Below are 15,458 nucleotides of genomic sequence, written 5' to 3' on the forward strand. Positions count from 1 at the left end.
CCCGTGGACGACCCCGCCGCCAGGTCCCTAATCAGCGACGATCCGCATCAGATCTCAATGAGCGGCCAAGGCGTCCAGGGCGACGAGGCGGCCATTCCTTCGAAGCCACAACCGCAGCAGACAGACAACAGCCACACCCCGTCGCCCCGGGAATCCAGAGCGACTCACTCCAGACAAATCGATCTTAGGGAGAGACATGAACGACCTCAACGACCTGGCCCGCCGCTATGTGGCCGTGTGGAACGAGCCCGACGCCGCCGTACGCCGCGAGATGATCGCCCAGCTTTTCGCCCCCGGCGCCGCCCACTACACCCCGTCCGTGGAGGCCCACGGCCACGCGGAGCTTGAGGTGCGCATCGCCACGTCTTACGGCACGTGGGTCGCGCCGGGCGGGTACGTCTTCCGGGCCGTGGAGAACGCGGACGGGCACCACGGCGCCGTCCGCTTCAACTGGGAGATGGTGCAGACCGCCTCAGGTGAGGTGGACTCGGTCGGGTTCGACTTCCTCACGCTCGACGAGAACGGCCGGATCAGGACCGACCACCAGTTCATCGAGAGCTGACCTCACTGACCGGCCCTCGCGTACGGACCACCCCGCGACACGAGGGCCGGTCAGCGGCTCGGCTCGAGCTCTCCGGCGAGGGGCCAGAAGTGGAGTGCCGGATCCCCGGGGGCGTCGACGACTTCCCTGCCGCGAAGGACGACATGAGCTCCGGGAAGGCTCCTGTAACGGAGCATGGCATAGAGCACGTCGGCGAACGGCTGATCGCGCAGGGACGTGACGATCTCACCCGCCTCTACGCCGTCCCTCGCTCGGAGACGCCTGGCCCGATCACGAAGCATGGAGATCGTCCGGATGAAAGCAGAGGCGCGGCCTCGCACGAGATCGGCCCGGTTGAGGCCGAAAACCTCGATGGTGGCAGGCGGCTGCGGATCCTCACGAGCGAGGATCCGCTGACGGTCCAGCCGCGCGGCCACCGCCGTCTCGTCCCCCGACAACAGCACGCGCGTACGCCCCGGCTTGACGCAGCTCCCTGCCCCATATCGCCTGTGGTGAGTAGACATCAACCACCATGCCCCCTCGTGCCCGAGTTCAACGACATGGACCTGGCCTTCAAATGTCGTCCTTGGTAACGAAATCGATACCGACAGTAGCCGGAATTCGACAGTCTGGACGTGGATTTCCACAACCGGGAGAACTCCGATGACCAAGGCAGTCGTGGCCCGCACGGTGCTGGCCGAATACCGCTACACGCCCGACCGCCTCGTTCCCGTCCTCGGCGAGAAATGGCTGCCGCGCGACATCCGGTGCGTCGGCTCGGCGCGGCGGTTCGTCCGGGACGTGGCGCTCGACTGGAACGCGGCCGACAACGTCCCGGAGGTCGCCGAACTCCTGGCATCGGAACTCGTCACCAACGCGCTCACCCACGGCATCACCGGAAGCGCGGCGACGAGCACGGTCCGCGTCACCGTCAGCCGGGAGAAAGACCTGCTCGTCGTGGACGTCCACGACCTCTGCCCCGCGCTTCCCCGGCTACGTCAGGCCGGCGCGCTCGACCTGCACGGCCGCGGACTCGCGATCGTCCAGGCCTTTTCCCACCACTGGGGCTGGGCCCTCACCCCGTACGGCAAGTCCGTCTGGTTCCAGCTCGTCGCCTGGCCGTCGCCTACCCCTGCGATCGCCGTACGTGGGCAGGGTTTCCGAGGGGATCGATGACGACGCGTCCGCCGAGAGGGCTGCCCAGCTCGAACACCTGCTCCTTGAGCAGGCCGAACGCACTCTGGACGCAATCGTCGTCACGGGACCCGGTCTCCCGCAGACCGATGAGCACCACCGCCTCGGACTCGCGCCGGAGCACCTCGATCTGCGGTGCTTCACCGTCGCAGCCGGCACGCGGCCAGTCCATCAACGCGACGAGGCGGGTGCCCTCCGGATCGACGGAGATCACGCCGAGGGACCCGGAGGAGCGTAGCTCGCCCGGCCGCCAGAAGGCGTCCGGGGTGAGTGCGGGCCACGCCGCCGTGCCGCCGCCCTCGGCCAGGAACGTCCAGGTGGGCAGGCTCAGCGGGCCGCGGTCGGTGGCCCACTCCCGCTCCTCGTAGCGGCTTCCGGTTATCCGGATCGGGCGGGGTTCGCCACGAGTTCTCGCGAGACGGGCCGCCATCGCGCCGTAGGCCTCGGCGGCGGAGATCCGGGAGAGCCGTGCCTCCTGGTCGGGAAGCGCCACCATCGCGGGCCCGGGATCGTCCCCCGGCAGCCGAGCGGACAGTTCGGCGCGGTTCGCGGCCTTGGCCTCTCCCGTCAGCAGAGGGAGATCGTCCAGCAGGACGATGGGACGCGGATGGCGTCCGGCCGGAAAGGCCGCCCACTGGGCGACCGCACGCTTCAACGAGTCGTCGGTGACGGCGTTCCTGCCGGCGTGGCCACCGGCGCACGCGGTGACCGCCCACAGGGCCCCCGCTGCCAGCACGACGAGTACCCGACGCATTCCGGCCCCATCCACGGACGACGCTCACAACGCTCGTCTCGACGGTAAACGCGCCGCCCGGGCGACGCCAGGGTCGTCAGGAAGTCAGCGGGGGCGCCTTTCTGGCGGAACCGCGATAGGTCCCGGGGTCGTACCGGCGCTCGTTGTCGTCCAGCTTGGCGTTCGCCGCCTCGGCGAGGTCGACGCCCAGCGCGTCGGCCAGCCTGACCAGATACAACGTCACGTCCCCGAGCTCGGCGCGAACTCTGCGCATCGCCTCCTCGTCGAGTTCGCCCGACTCCTCGGCCGTCAGCCACTGGAACTCCGCGACCAGCTCCCCCACCTCGCCGGCGAGGGCCATGGCGAGATTCTTGGGCGTGTGGAACTTCTCCCACTCCCGCACGCGTACGAACTCACGCAGCCGGGCGGCCAGGTGCTCCAGTTCACCGCTCACGGCACCCGACCCTACTCGTGCGGCCGTACCGCGCCGTGGGTGAGGCCTTCGGCCACCAGGCTGGCCAGGTCCTCGCCGAGCACCGCCGCCTCGCGCAGGGCCGACCGGAACTCGGCCAGGCGCCGGAACGCCTCGCCGTACCTGCGTTGCTCCTCCATCGGCAGCAGCGGCAGCTCCGCACGCCGTACGTCCACCCGATAGCGCGAGGACATGGAGGTGTAGTGGCGGACGTTGACCGAAGCGCAGAGGAAACCGGCGAGGAAGTCGGGGTCGAGCACCTCGGGATCCGGCCGCAACAGGGACAGGTAGGGGCCGAGCAGGGCGTCGCCCTTCGTCAGCACCCGCGCGACCGGGGCGGTCACGACCTGCGGCACCACGACGTCACCGGGCCGCGTGAGGATCGGCCTCGCCCCGGCGTGCTCCGCGGTGCCCGTCGCGGGCCGGTCTTCGAGCACGTCCTCGACGGTGAGCACCGGCGCCCCCCGAGGGGGTACCGCCCCCGGCCGGGCCGGCGTCTGCTGCTCCAGGACGAGCATGCCGCGCCGCACCAACTCGGGCAGCGGGACCAGGGCGAGCTCGTCCGGCGGCGCCGCGGCGGACGGCAGCAGCCTGGAGACGGTCCTCAACACGTCGGCGAGCCGGGAACGGGCTCCGGCGATCCGCTCCTGTGACAGGTCGTCGGCGGCCGTGGACAGGTAGCGGGCGGGAGTGAGGTCCACGTCCTCGTCGAGCAGGTCGACGAGCGGCACCGACCTGCTGACGCCCGGTTCGTCCAGCTCGCGCCCCGCGCCGAACTCCCGCCACGCCTCGACGGTCACCCCGGCGTAGTCGTCCGGCCTGCCGGAGGTGTCGACCATCAGCACATGGCTGGGTGTGCCGCCTTCGGCGGGCTGGCGCAGGATCCACAGCGTCAGGCCGACCGCCACGTTGGGCACGGCGCCCTGCGGGAGCGCGACGACCGCGCGCAACGCGCCGCGCCGCAGCAGCTGGGACCTGATCCGCCGGCCCGATCTGCGGCTGGCGACGGCCGGGGGCATGAGAAGCACGGCCACGCCTCCCGGCGCCAGGTGGGCGAGCGCGTGCTGCACCCAGGCCAGCTCCGGCTCCACCCGTGGCGGCAGGCCGTACTCCCACCGGGGGTCGGCCGTCAGCTCCTCGTATCCCCAGTTGCGGTCGTTGAACGGCGGGTTGCACACCACCGCGTCCACCAGTTCGCCGGGGAAGGCGTCCGCACGCAGGGAGTCTCCCGGCCTGATCCGCGCGTTGTCGCAGCGCAGCGCGAGCCGTACGGCGGTGAGCCGGGCGGCCACGGGATCGACGTCCTGGCCGAGCAACCGGGCCCCGGGCGAGCGCTCGAGCGCGCGGCCGAGGATGCGGCCCGAGCCGCAGGCCGGGTCGAGCACGGAGCCGAACCCGTCGCCCACGAGGTCGAGCGTGAGCGTGACGATCTCGGCGGGGGTGGAGTAGACGCGCCGGGTGTGCACCTCGAAGTACCGCTCGCGCAGGAACTCGAAGGTGTCGCGGACGCCTCGTTCCGCGGCCAGCCGGGCGATCGAGCGGACCAGCGGCACGCGGGTCGCCGGTACGGTCTCGGGGAACGCCTCCGCGCTGACGGTCTCCGCGCACGCCGCGCGCACCCGGGCCGGAAGTTCCCGCGCCACCTCCTCGTCGGTTTCGGCCGAGAGCCTGTCCCAGTCGTCCGCCTCGTGCCGCACGTACACCAGGAAGGCCCCGAGGTCGGCGATCAGGTCGGCGAGGTCGTCGTCGTCGACGGTGGTGCGCAGGTCCTGCCAGAGCCACTCGTCCGGGGGCAGGTCCCTGCCCTCGGCGTGGCCGCGCAGCCACTCCCGGATCTCCGCGAGTGAGAACGCCGGGCTGGTGGACGTGCCTCCCACGGGCTCGGGAAAGTCGTCGTGCCTGCGCCGCCAGTTGCTGACCGCCGCACGTCCCACGCCGGCCAAGCGGGCGATGTCCGCCGCGGTGACGTGTACGTCTCGCCGCACGCCGCTCCGCCTTCCGCCAGTTCTCCGATCAGACCGGACCATATCCGATGCCCCGGACATGGGCAACGTCGCGCCAAGTACTGGTTGATTGTGTCAACACATGCTCTAATTGACGCCAGGAGTTGTCATGGAAGGGAGAAGGATCGTGAGCACCCCCATCACACGCCTCAGGTCACTGCGTCGCGGGCGCGGGATCCATCTCCTGGACATCGAGAACCTGACCGGGTCCCCCCTCCCGACCACCCACGGCGTACGGCAGGTGATGAGCGCCTACCAGCGCACGGTGCCGGTCGGGCCGCTGGACCAGTTCATCGTGGCGGTCAACCACAACGCGCTCGTCTCCGTCGGGATCGCGCTGCGCGGGGTGCAGTTGCTGGCCCGCTCGGGACCTGACGGCGCCGACCACGCCCTCGACGAAGCGGCCCGTACGGCCCGGGTGGACCTGCGGTTCGAGCGGGCGGTCATCGGGTCGGGGGACGGCTACTTCGCCGACCTGGCCCTCTGGCTGGCGGGCCGCGGCCTGCACGTCACCGTCGTCTCCCAGCGCGACCACCTGAGCTGGCGGCTCTACACCGCGGTCCCCGACACCGTCACCTTCGAGCTGCCCGTCGCCCAGGCCGCTTGAGGCCTACGCTCGCTGGAGCGGCGTGGGCAAGATGAGGGCACGATCGGCTGTTTGGTGATCGGAGCCGGGTCGGCCGGATGTGTCCTGGCCAACCGGCTGTCGGAGGATCCGTCCGTCCGCGTGCTGCTCGTCGAGGCGGGCGGCGCCGACCGCCACCCGCTCTACCAGATGCCCAAGGGATTCGGAAAGCTCTTCGACGATCCGCGGGCTCCGCCGACGCCCGGGCTCTCGCCCTCTGCCGCGAGATCAACCAGAGGGTGGTCGAGGTGATCGCCGAGGCGATCCGGCGCGGTGTGGACGCGGGCGCCCTGCGGCCCTGCGATCCGGCGGCCTTCGCGAACGTCGTCTACCACGGCGCGCACGGCACGCTTCACGAGGCGCCGGCCGGCGGCGCGCCGTACGGCCGCGACGAGGTGGTCGCGACCGTACGTCAGATCGTCGCCGACGTGCTCGCTCCGCGCCCCTGAGCTCACACCTCCAGGACGGCCAGGGAGCGGCCCGGCAGGTCGAGAACGTCGTCGGTCAGACGGGCGGACTCGTCGGAGGCGAGCAGGAGCCGCGACGCGGCCAGCCGTACGGGCACCGGGCCTTCGGCGAAGTTGGCGGCGATCCGCAGCGCGCCGCGTTCGATCACCAGGACGCGCCGCTCCTCGTCCACCTCGACCCGCACCCGGTCCAGACGGGGATCGGTGAGATCGGGACGAGACTTGCGGAGCGCGAGCAGGTCGCGATACCAGCCCAGCAGCGAGGCGTGCTCGTCCTTGGCCAACTCCTCCCAGTCGAGCTTGGAGCGCAGGAAGGTCGTCTCCTCGCCCGGCTCGGGTGCCTTCCAGTCGTAGCCGAAGCCCTCGAACTCCTTCCTGCGCCGTTCGCCCTCGCCCTCCGCCAGGTGCGGCTCGAAGTGGTCGGTGAAGAAGTAGAACGGGGTGGTCGCCCCCCACTCCTCGCCCATGAACAGCATCGGGGTGAACGGCGAGGTCAGCAGCAGCCCGGAGGCGAGACGGAGCTGCTCGGGCCGCATGCGGTCGCCCTCCGGCCGGTTGCCGATCTGGTCGTGGTTCTGCGCGCAGCAGACGAACCGGTGGCCGGGAATCCCGGCCGCCGGCCTGCCATGCGAGCGCCCCCGGAACGACGAGTAGGTGCCGTCGTGGAAATAGCCGGACGTCAGCACCTTGGCCAGGGACGACAGGGTGGCGAAGTCGCCGTAGTAGGCGTTGGTCTCCCCGGTGACGTTCGCGTGGATGGCGTGGTGGACGTCGTCGTTCCAGCTCGCGTGCATGCCGAGGCCGCCGGCCTCGCGCGGGGTGACCATGCGGGGGTCGTTGAGGTCCGACTCGGCGATGAGCGTCAGCGGGCGGCCGACCGCGGTGGACAGCGCGTCGACCTCGGCCGACAGTTCCTCGAGGAAGTGGACGGCGCGCTTGTCGTGCAGGGCGTGCACGGCGTCGAGACGCAGCCCGTCGATGTGGTAGTCGCGCAGCCACTGCAGGGCGTTCTCGATGAAGTAGCGCCGCACCTCGTCCGAGCCGGGCCCGTCCAGGTTGACCGCGTCTCCCCAGTAGGACCCCTTCGCGTCGTGGAAGTAGGGCCCGAACTTGGCGAGGTAGTTGCCCGAAGGACCGAGGTGGTTGTAGACGACGTCGAGGATCACGCCGAGACCGGCCCGGTGGCAGGCGTCCACCAGGCTCTTGAGCCCGTCCGGCCCGCCATACTCCTCGAAGACCGCGTAGAGGTCAACGCCGTCGTAGCCCCAGTTGCGCTTTCCCGGCACGGGCGGCACCGGCATGATCTCGACGAAGTCGACGCCGAGGTCGACCAGGTGCTCCAGCCGGTCGGCCACTCCGCGGAAGGTGCCCTCGGGCGAGAACGTGCCGACGTGCAGCTCGTAGATAACCCCGCCGCGCAGGTCGCGGCCGAGCCAGTCCTGGTCTCTCCAGGTGAACCTGTCGTGGTGGTAGACCCGGCTCGGGCCGTTCACCCCGTACGGCTGCCGCCGCGTCCGGGGGTCGGGGAACGGCCCGTCGCCGTCCACGAAGAAGGCGTAGTCGAGGTCGTGCTCGTCGCCGGGGGCGGTCCACCGGCCGCCCTCGCCCCGCGACATCTCGTGCCGGGCGCCCCCGTACTCGACCTGGACCCGCACCGCCTCGGGCGCCCACACCTCGAACATGCGCATCTCCCCCTATCGGACGAAGCCGTCAGCCTTCGAGAATCGCGACCGGGTACGCGGACAGCAGGTCGGCCATCCGCACCTCACCCGCGTGCTCGGCGCCGGTGAGCAAATCGCGCCAGCGCCCCGGCGGCAGCGTGATCGTCTCACTCCCCCAGCCGCCCCTGCGCTCCAGCCCGACCGGCAACCGGGTCGCGACCACGACCGCGGCCGTCCCCTGCCCGGGAACGCCCCGTGTGAACGCGACCGCGTGCTCCCCCGCCTCGATCGGCGCGTACGGGGCCTCGGGGTCGAGCCGCTGCCGCAGGCCGAGCGCGGCGGCGGTGACGCGGATCTTCTGGCCGTCCCAGCTGTCGTCGGGCTCGGCCAGCAGCCGGCGGCGCCGCTCGAAGTCCACCGGCCGCCGGTTGTCCGGGTCGACCAGCGAGAAGTCGGTGATCTCGTTGCCCTGGTAGACGTCCGGAATGCCCGGCATGAGGAGCTGGACGGCCTTCTGCCCCAGCGAGTTGACCCGGGCGTACCGGTCCACGACCTCCGTGAACGAGGCGACCGAGTAGCCGCAGGCGTCGATGGCCCGCCGGGCGAAGTCCCTGATCCCCTCCTCGTACGCAGGGTCGGGGTTCAGCCAGGAGATCGACGTCTTGGCCTCGCGCGCGGCCTTGAGCAGGTAGTCGGTGAAGCGGTCGAGGCCGATCGGCCAGGCCGCCATCAGCGACTGCCAGGCGAGGTAGTCGAGCTTGGGGTCGAACGACACGGCCGCCGTCCAGGAGTCGACGGCCATCGCCCACTCCTCGGGCATCTCCGACAGCACCGCGAGTCGGGCGCGCACGTCCTCCGACCGCTTCGTGTCGTGGGTGGACAGCGTGGTCATCGTCCGCGGCGGCAGCCCGGCGCAGAACTCGTGGAACTCGGCGGGCGACACGCCGAACCTGTCGGGCTCCCCGCCCACCTCGTTGAGGCAGGCCAGCGGATACCACCGGTAGAGCGCGGTGTCCTCCACGCCCTTGGCCATGACCGGCCCGCAGGTCTGCTGGAAGCGGGTGACCGCCTCGGGCGGGCCGTACAGGACGAGGTTGGCGGCCTTGGCAACCGCGTCGGGGTCGGTCCTGGTGGCCGCCAGCCCGGCCGCCTCCTGGATGATCGCCTCGGATTCGGCGGACGGCTGTTCGCCCGGGTTCACGTACGCCCGGTAGACGGGCATCGCGGCCAGCAGTTCCACGACGGCCTCGCGCAGTTCCGGGTCGCCGAGATCGTCGGTCAGCCGGTCGACCTCTCCGCGGAAGAACAGGTCGATGACGTACTTCTTGGAGTCGTGGCGCACGGTCTCGTAGTCGTCGCGTACGCCGGTGTGGCGGCCGAACGTCTCGATCAGCGCGTCGCGGCCGGCCGGGTCGACGAACAGCCGGGTGATCATGTTGAGCGCGTCGTATCCCGTGGTGCCGTCGCACGGCCAGTCGGCGGGCAGCCGTTCGCCGTCGATGAGGATCTTCTCCACCCACAGCGGGCCGGGCACGTGCGGACGCAGCCACCGCAGGTAGCCGCGGGGGTCGGCCAGTCCGTCCGGGTGGTCGACGCGCAGCCCGTGGATCACTCCCTCGTCGATGAGGCGGAAGGTGACGGCGTGGGTGGCCTCGAAGACCTCGGGGTCCTCCACGCGCAGGCCCATCAGCGACGACACGTCGAAGAACCGCCGGTAGCCGGGGCTCTCGCGCCAGTGAGCCAGCCGGTAGTGCTGGGCCTCCAGCAGTTCCGGCAGCGGCAGGTGCTCGGTGCCCGGCCTGATCGGGAAGGCGTGGTCGTGGTAGCGCAGCACCTGACCGTCCACGCGGAGCGCCTCGTCGGCGTCGTCGCCCAGCAGCGGCAGGGTGACCGGCCACTGGAAGTCGAACCACCGGGAGGCCGGCGACCCCGGGCCGTCCCGCAGCGCCGCCCACAGCTGGGCGTTGTCCGACTCCGGCACCGGCACGGTCATGTGGTTGGGCACGATGTCGGAGACCAGCGGCATGCCCTCGGCCGCCAGCGCCCGCAGGCCCTCCTCACCGCCGAACTCCTCGCGTACGCGGCCGTGGTCGGTCACGTCGTACCCGTGCTGGGACTCCCGGCAGGCCTGGAGGATCGGCGACAGGTAGAGGTGGCCTGCCCCCAGGTCACGGAGGTATCCGACGAGGCTCGCGGCCTGGGCGAAACCGAAGTCAGGCGTCAGCTGCACCCGATAGGTAGAAGTCACCGAACCGCCTTTCGCAGCGCGTTTCCGGAGGTCGTGTTCATAGTGCACGTCACGAGCGCGCCCCGGCCAGCACCGCGACGGCAAGGAGCGACGGACTGGAGGAGCGACGGACTGGGAACCCCTCTTGCCCGGTGCGACGCGGACTAACGCCGCATCGCACTCTATTCGGGCATCGGTGCTGGTCAGGACCCCAGCACAGGCCGGACCCGGCGCAGCACCCGCACCGACCGGCCGCTGACGGGCACGGCCTCGCCGGCCCGGCACACGCGCGACTCGCTCAGCACCGGCATCGCCGTGTCCAGCTCGGTCGCCCACAGCTCGCCGTAGTCGTCGGGGATCGTGAACTTGATGACCTCGTGGTGGGCGTTGAACAGCAGCAGGAACGAGTCGTCGCGGATCCGGCGGCCGCGCCGGTCGGGCTCGGTGATGGCGTCGCCGTTCAGGAACACCGCCAGCGCCTTGGCGTAGCCGTTCGTCCAGTCGGTGTCGGCCATCTCCGTGCCGGACGGCGTGAGCCAGGCGATGTCGCTCAGCTCGTCGTGCGATCCGCGTACGGGCCGGCCGTAGAAGAAGCGGCGGCGGCGGAAGACCGGGTGGTCGCGGCGCAGCCGGGCCAGGCGCCGGGTGAAGTCGAGCAGCTGGCGCTTCTCCCGTGTCCCCGCGTCGTCCCTCGCGCCGGCCTCCAGGATCGTACCCCAGTCGACCCAGCTGATCTCGTTGTCCTGGCAGTAGGAGTTGTTGTTGCCCTGCTGAGTGCGGCCGATCTCGTCGCCGTGCGACAGCATCGGCACGCCCTGCGACAGGAACAGCGTGGCCAGGAAGTTGCGCTTCTGCCGCTCGCGGAGCTGGGCGACCGGGCCGGTGGCCGGGCCCTCCACCCCGCAGTTCCAGGAGCGATTGTCGTCCGCGCCGTCGCGGTTGTCCTCGCCGTTGGCCTCGTTGTGCTTGTCGTTGTACGACACCAGGTCCTGAAGCGTGAAGCCGTCGTGGCAGGTGACGAAGTTGATCGACGCGGCGGGGCGGCGGCTGTCGTCCTGGTAGAGGTCGCTCGACCCGGTGAGGCGGCTGGCGAACTCCGGCAGCGCGGCGGGCTCGCCCCGCCACAGGTCCCGGATCGTGTCGCGGTAGCGGCCGTTCCACTCGGTCCAGCGGGCCGGGAAGTTGCCGACCTGGTAGCCGCCGGGGCCGACGTCCCACGGCTCGGCGATGAGCTTGACCTGCGACAGCACCGGGTCCTGCTGGACGAGGTCGAAGAACGCGCTCAGCCGGTCGACCTCGTGCAGCTCGCGGGCGAGGGAGGCCGCGAGGTCGAAGCGGAAGCCGTCCACGTGCATGTCGCGCACCCAGTAGCGCAGCGAGTCCATGATCAGCTGCAGCGCGTGCGGGCTGCGCATCAGCAGGCTGTTGCCGGTGCCGGTGGTGTCCATGTAGTAGCGCCGGTCGTCCTCGACCAGCCGGTAGTAGTTGGCGTTGTCGATGCCGCGCATGGACAGGGTCGGGCCCAGGTGGTTGCCCTCCGCCGTGTGGTTGTAGACGACGTCGAGGATCACCTCGATGCCCGCCTCGTGCAGGGCCTTCACCATCGCCTTGAACTCCAGCACCTGCCCGCCGCGCTGCCCCGAGCTCGAGTACGCGTTGTGCGGCGCGAAGAAGCCGATCGTGTTGTAGCCCCAGTAGTTGGACAGCCCCCGCTTCTCCAGCATGTGGTCGGTCACGAACTGGTGGACCGGCATGAGCTCGATCGCGGTGACGCCGAGCGAGGTGAGGTGGTCGATGATCTCGGGGTGGCCGAGGGCGGCGTACGTGCCCCGGATCCGCTCGGGGATCTTCGGGTGGCTGATCGTCAGGCCGCGCACGTGCGCCTCGTAGATCACCGTGTCGTGGTACGGCGTGGCCGGCGGCCGGTCGTGTCCCCAGCCGAAGAAGGGGTTGACGACGATCGACCTCGGCACGTACGGCGCCGAGTCGCTGTCGTCCCGGCTGTCCGGCTCGCCGAAGCGGTAGCCGTACACCGCCTGGTCCCAGTTGACCGAGCCCTCCACCGCCTTGGCGTACGGGTCGATCAGCAGCTTGTTGGGGTTGCAGCGCAGGCCGTCGGCGGGCGAGTAGGGCCCGTGGACGCGGTAGCCGTACCGCTGGCCCGGACCCACCCCGGGCAGGTAGCAGTGCCAGACGAAGCCGTCCACCTCGCTCAGCGTGACGCGCTCCTCGTTGCCGTCGTCGTCGAACAGGCACAGCTCGACGCGCTCGGCCACCTCGGAGAAGAGCGCGAAGTTGGTGCCCGCGCCGTCGTACGTCGCCCCGAGCGGATAGGAATCCCCCGGCCAGATCTCCCTCACTGGACCTCCTCGCCCTCCGGCTCGGCGGTCACGCCGGGAAGGTCCCGGAGCCCACCGGCTCTATGGTCGCGCTCGCTCACGGTCCGGCCCCTCCCGGGAACCCCGCGCGCGAGATCGTGGTGCTGGATGTCGTTCACAAGACATCGTGCCTGCCCAGAAAAGGCTTCGACAGTCCCGCCACGTTAACTGCGTGTATGGCAACGGGTTGAACCGCCCATCAACGAGCAAAGCACCGGTGACCTGGACCGACTCGCCGCGTACGGGCGCGGGGCCTCCGTCCCGTCCGTCACGGACCGCAGTCGTCCGGCCGGGGATCCGGGTTGCCGGCGAGGCGGCGTACGGCGCCGATCACCCCGGCGACGCGGTCCCCGGTCGCGGTGGGCCCGTGGGCCGAGGCGATCGCGATGATCTCCATGGCGGCGAGCCGGTCGACGTACCGGCCGAAGATCCGCGGGTCGAGCCAGCGGTGCCAGGGGCTGAGCCCGGCGCCGAAGGCGCGCACGGCCTCCAGGTAGAGCTCCAGCGGGAGGTCCCCCGCGTCCGCGGTCGCGACCGGCGTCCCGGCCCCGAAGCAGTCGGCCGCCCAGTAGACCCCGCTGCGGTCGTCGTACAGGCCGCGGGTCGCCGGCGCGTCGTAGAGCGGGGGCCGCACCGCGGTCAGCCGCCGGTCGCCCGCGTCGAACGACTCGTCGTCGTCGATCCGGCGCGTACGGCCCGGCGGCGGCGCGAAGCCGCGCCCGGGACGCGGGGGCGAGCCGGTGACGAGCGTCGCGCCCGGGCACATCTCCAGGGCGACCTCCAGGTTGCCCGCGTGGTCGGGGTCGTCGTGGCTCAGGAAGATCCATCGCACGTCGCGCGGCTCCACGACGGAGAAGACGTCCTCGGTCCAGCGCTCGCGGTGCTCGGCCGCGCCGGTGTCCACGATCACCGGCTCGCGCCCGGTGATGACCATCGAGTTGATGTGCGCGTACCCCGCCGCCGCGGGTTCGATCATCGGGACGAGCACCACGTCGGGCGCGATCCGCCAGGGACCTGTCAGCTGTGTGTCCATGCCCCACAGGCTCGGCGGGCGGTCTTGTTCCGAACTTGGCACGGGCTTGCCCGGTCACCGTCCCGCGTGGCGCTCCCGGGCGGTGACGACCTCGGGCATGCGCTCCTCCACCCAGTCGATGAGGGGAAGCAGGCGCTCGGCGGCCTCACGGCCGAGCGGGGTGAGGCTGTATTCGACCCGGGGCGGGATCGTGTGCTCGGCCTCCCGCAGCACCATGCCGTCGCGTTCCAGCGCCTGGAGGGTCTGGGACAGCATCTTCTCGCTCACCCCGTCCACCCGGCGGCGCAGGGCGTTGAAGCGGTAGGGCCCTTCGTACAGGGCCGCCAGCGCCAGGATCGCCCACCGGCCGGTGAGCGTCTCCAGCACGGTGCGCGAGGTGCACTTCCGTGAGAAGACGTCGGCGACGAGGTCCTCGAACTCCTCCATGGCCGCCAGCTTACGCTCTCGTAGTACTTTCTGATAGAAAGCACTAACCAGTAGAAAGCACTGTGGAGGAGAAACCATGATTGTCGTGACCGGAGCCACCGGGCACCTCGGCCGGCTGGTCGTCGAGGAACTCGCCGGGCGCGTCCCCGCCTCGCGGATCGTCGCGGCGGTGCGCAGCCCGGAGAAGGCCGCCGACCTGGCCGAGCGGGGCATCCAGGTGCGCGAGGCGGACTACGACCGTCCCGCCACCCTGGAATCGGCGCTGGAAGGCGCCACCAGGGTCCTGCTCGTCTCCGGCACCGATCCCGGCCGGCGGGTCGGCCAGCACAAGGCCGTGGTGGACGCCGCTCAGGCGGCGGGCGTCGAGCTGCTCGCCTACACGAGCATTCCGCGTGCCGACACCACCCCGCTGGGCCTCGCGCCCGACCACAGGGCGACCGAGGAGTACATCCGCGCGAGCGGGCTGCCCTTCGCCTTCCTGCGCAACGGCTGGTATCACGAGAACTACGTCGCGGCGGCCCGGCAGGGCGCGCAGAGCGGCGTCATCCCGGGCAGCGCCCGCGACGGCCGCGTCGCCTCGGCGGCGCGCGCCGACTTCGCCGCCGCCGCGGCCGCCGTCCTGGCAGGCGAAGGGCACCGGAACGCGGTGTACGAGCTGACGGGTGACGTCGCCTGGAGCATGCCCGAGCTGGCCGCCGTGGTCTCCGAACTGTCCGGTACGCCGGTCGAGTATCAGGACCTGCCCGTCGCCGAGTACGCCGAGGCGCTGGAGGCGAGCGGCCTGCCCGGACCGGTCGCGGCCCTGTTCGCCCAGGTCGACGCCGACATCGCCGACGGGTGGCTCGGCGAGACCCCCGGCGACCTGTCCCGCCTCATCGGCCGCCCGACCACCCCGCTGCGCGACACCCTCGCCGAGGCCCTGAAGAACGGCGAGTGACCGGCGGCGGCCGGGACCCGTACGGCTCCCGGTCGCCTTCCGCCGGACCCTCGCCGTGTCGGGCAAGCATCTCGCAAGTCATGTCGGCCTGTTGTAAGCGGCCGGTCGTACACCTGAGGCGTCCACCCCGTCCTCTTGGAAAGGACCAGTCCGATGGGCCGCGCCTCCCGCTCCCTCCTCGGCCTCGCCACCGCTGCCGGCACCGCCCTCGGCGCCGTGGCCATCGCCCTCGCCGCCGGCGTCTCCCCCGCCGCCGCGGCCACCTGCGACCCCGCCCTCGTGGCCCCCGCGGGCAGCCTCGTCGGCGACCTGTGGCGGTCCAACGGCGGCGAGAACAGCGTGTACGGCTGTCCCATCACCAAGGAGTACGGCTTCGCCGGCAAGCGCGGTTCGTACCAGGAGTTCCGCAACGGCAAGATCGTGTGGTCGCCCAACATCGGCGGGGGCGCGCTCGTCCGCGCCTACTACGCGCAGGGCAAGGCCGTGTTCCGGTGGAGCGGTCTCGGCCGCGACTGGGACTTCTTCAACGTCCGCTGGAGCGTCGACGGCGGTCCCGTCACCCAGGTGAAGGTCGGCAGGCTGACCCCGTGGAGCGGCGCGTACTCCGTCAACCCCTACTGCGGGAACGGCGTCTGCAGCAGCACCAACGGCCACGAGGTCAACCGGGTCGTCTTCGTCGTCCAGGGCTGCGATCGCGGCACCTTCGGCTCCGACTGCGGCCCGTGGAGCATCGCCACCTCCGTCAGGCTCGCCCACTGACC

General features: G+C 71.1%; 16 protein-coding genes. 7 read left to right on the top strand and 9 right to left on the bottom strand.

What is annotated here, in order from left to right; genetic code table 11:
* Positions 1 to 196: 196 nt before the first annotated feature.
* The gene (locus IL992_RS35970; RefSeq protein ID WP_193207781.1) at positions 197 to 562 is read left to right on the top strand and encodes a nuclear transport factor 2 family protein; all 366 of its coding nucleotides are present in this window, start codon (positions 197 to 199) and stop codon (positions 560 to 562) included.
* A gap of 50 nt (positions 563 to 612) precedes the next feature.
* Here the strand turns inward: IL992_RS35970 and IL992_RS35975 are convergent, their stop codons facing one another.
* On the bottom strand, positions 613 to 978 hold the full coding sequence (locus IL992_RS35975; protein WP_193207782.1) for a hypothetical protein: 366 nt from the start codon (positions 976 to 978) through the stop codon (positions 613 to 615).
* A gap of 226 nt (positions 979 to 1,204) precedes the next feature.
* Here IL992_RS35975 and IL992_RS35980 point away from each other — a divergent pair, with 226 nt between their 5' ends.
* Positions 1,205 to 1,717, top strand: a complete 513-nt coding sequence (locus tag IL992_RS35980; RefSeq protein ID WP_193207783.1) for an ATP-binding protein — start codon at positions 1,205 to 1,207, stop codon at positions 1,715 to 1,717.
* Here IL992_RS35980 and IL992_RS35985 read toward each other — a convergent pair.
* The 3 genes from IL992_RS35985 to IL992_RS35995 form a co-directional block, all read right to left on the bottom strand.
* Positions 1,668 to 2,489 carry a hypothetical protein gene (locus IL992_RS35985; protein ID WP_193207784.1) on the bottom strand — a complete coding sequence of 274 codons (822 nt, stop codon included), beginning with the start codon at positions 2,487 to 2,489 and terminating at the stop codon, positions 1,668 to 1,670. The two genes, IL992_RS35980 and IL992_RS35985, sit on opposite strands and share 50 nt — an antisense overlap.
* Positions 2,490 to 2,565: 76 nt before the next feature.
* Complete coding sequence (locus tag IL992_RS35990; protein WP_319019047.1) at positions 2,566 to 2,922, bottom strand: nucleotide pyrophosphohydrolase; 357 nt, start codon at positions 2,920 to 2,922, stop codon at positions 2,566 to 2,568.
* An 11-nt stretch (positions 2,923 to 2,933) separates the two neighbouring features.
* Positions 2,934 to 4,925: an N-6 DNA methylase gene (locus IL992_RS35995; RefSeq protein ID WP_319019048.1), complete on the bottom strand. Its 1,992-nt coding sequence runs from the start codon at positions 4,923 to 4,925 to the stop codon at positions 2,934 to 2,936.
* A 145-nt stretch (positions 4,926 to 5,070) separates the two neighbouring features.
* Here IL992_RS35995 and IL992_RS36000 point away from each other — a divergent pair, with 145 nt between their 5' ends.
* From IL992_RS36000 to IL992_RS36010, 3 genes are read left to right on the top strand one after another with little or no spacing between them, the layout of a single operon-like run.
* The gene (locus IL992_RS36000) at positions 5,071 to 5,550 is read left to right on the top strand and encodes a PIN domain-containing protein (protein ID WP_193207786.1); all 480 of its coding nucleotides are present in this window, start codon (positions 5,071 to 5,073) and stop codon (positions 5,548 to 5,550) included.
* A gap of 51 nt (positions 5,551 to 5,601) precedes the next feature.
* On the top strand, positions 5,602 to 5,820 hold the full coding sequence (locus IL992_RS46945) for an NAD(P)-binding protein (protein WP_404804813.1): 219 nt from the start codon (positions 5,602 to 5,604) through the stop codon (positions 5,818 to 5,820).
* Positions 5,808 to 6,017: a hypothetical protein gene (locus tag IL992_RS36010; protein ID WP_193207787.1), complete on the top strand. Its 210-nt coding sequence runs from the start codon at positions 5,808 to 5,810 to the stop codon at positions 6,015 to 6,017. Before IL992_RS46945 ends, IL992_RS36010 begins: the two co-directional genes overlap by 13 nt.
* Before the next feature lie 2 nt (positions 6,018 to 6,019).
* On the opposite strand, the gene treZ is transcribed toward IL992_RS36010, so the two are convergent.
* The 5 genes from treZ to IL992_RS36035 all read right to left on the bottom strand — a co-directional run bounded on the left by treZ (position 6,020) and on the right by IL992_RS36035 (position 13,760).
* Positions 6,020 to 7,717 (bottom strand): malto-oligosyltrehalose trehalohydrolase, encoded by a 1,698-nt coding sequence (treZ, locus tag IL992_RS36015; RefSeq protein ID WP_193207788.1) that lies wholly within the window; start codon positions 7,715 to 7,717, stop codon positions 6,020 to 6,022.
* Positions 7,718 to 7,745: 28 nt separating this feature from the next.
* Positions 7,746 to 9,944 carry a malto-oligosyltrehalose synthase gene (treY, locus tag IL992_RS36020; RefSeq protein ID WP_193207789.1) on the bottom strand — a complete coding sequence of 733 codons (2,199 nt, stop codon included), beginning with the start codon at positions 9,942 to 9,944 and terminating at the stop codon, positions 7,746 to 7,748.
* 182 nt (positions 9,945 to 10,126) lie between these two features.
* Complete coding sequence (gene glgX / locus IL992_RS36025; RefSeq protein ID WP_193207790.1) at positions 10,127 to 12,283, bottom strand: glycogen debranching protein GlgX; 2,157 nt, start codon at positions 12,281 to 12,283, stop codon at positions 10,127 to 10,129.
* A gap of 286 nt (positions 12,284 to 12,569) precedes the next feature.
* Complete coding sequence (locus IL992_RS36030; protein ID WP_193207791.1) at positions 12,570 to 13,334, bottom strand: oxygen-binding di-iron domain-containing protein; 765 nt, start codon at positions 13,332 to 13,334, stop codon at positions 12,570 to 12,572.
* Positions 13,335 to 13,388: 54 nt separating this feature from the next.
* On the bottom strand, positions 13,389 to 13,760 hold the full coding sequence (locus IL992_RS36035; protein ID WP_193207792.1) for a winged helix-turn-helix transcriptional regulator: 372 nt from the start codon (positions 13,758 to 13,760) through the stop codon (positions 13,389 to 13,391).
* A gap of 76 nt (positions 13,761 to 13,836) precedes the next feature.
* On the opposite strand from IL992_RS36035, the gene IL992_RS36040 reads away from it, so the two are divergent.
* Positions 13,837 to 14,697: an SDR family oxidoreductase gene (locus tag IL992_RS36040; protein WP_193207793.1), complete on the top strand. Its 861-nt coding sequence runs from the start codon at positions 13,837 to 13,839 to the stop codon at positions 14,695 to 14,697.
* A 153-nt stretch (positions 14,698 to 14,850) separates the two neighbouring features.
* On the top strand, positions 14,851 to 15,456 hold the full coding sequence (locus tag IL992_RS36045; protein ID WP_193207794.1) for a hypothetical protein: 606 nt from the start codon (positions 14,851 to 14,853) through the stop codon (positions 15,454 to 15,456).
* The last annotated feature ends 2 nt before the right edge of the window (positions 15,457 to 15,458 follow it).

It is taken from the genome of Microbispora sitophila (assembly GCF_014892245.1).
Lineage (GTDB): Bacteria > Actinomycetota > Actinomycetes > Streptosporangiales > Streptosporangiaceae > Microbispora > Microbispora siamensis.

Excerpts from the sequence above, each read along its gene's own strand:
- IL992_RS36035 (WP_193207792.1), bottom strand. The coding sequence starts at position 13,760 with ATGGAGGAGTTCGAGGACCTCGTCGCCGACGTCTTCTCACGGAAGTGC.
- treZ (WP_193207788.1), bottom strand. The coding sequence starts at position 7,717 with ATGTTCGAGGTGTGGGCGCCCGAGGCGGTGCGGGTCCAGGTCGAGTAC.
- IL992_RS35970 (WP_193207781.1), top strand. The coding sequence starts at position 197 with ATGAACGACCTCAACGACCTGGCCCGCCGCTATGTGGCCGTGTGGAAC.
- IL992_RS35980 (WP_193207783.1), top strand. The coding sequence starts at position 1,205 with ATGACCAAGGCAGTCGTGGCCCGCACGGTGCTGGCCGAATACCGCTAC.
- IL992_RS36045 (WP_193207794.1), top strand. The coding sequence starts at position 14,851 with ATGGGCCGCGCCTCCCGCTCCCTCCTCGGCCTCGCCACCGCTGCCGGC.
- IL992_RS35985 (WP_193207784.1), bottom strand. The coding sequence starts at position 2,489 with ATGCGTCGGGTACTCGTCGTGCTGGCAGCGGGGGCCCTGTGGGCGGTC.
- IL992_RS36040 (WP_193207793.1), top strand. The coding sequence starts at position 13,837 with ATGATTGTCGTGACCGGAGCCACCGGGCACCTCGGCCGGCTGGTCGTC.
- IL992_RS36030 (WP_193207791.1), bottom strand. The coding sequence starts at position 13,334 with ATGGACACACAGCTGACAGGTCCCTGGCGGATCGCGCCCGACGTGGTG.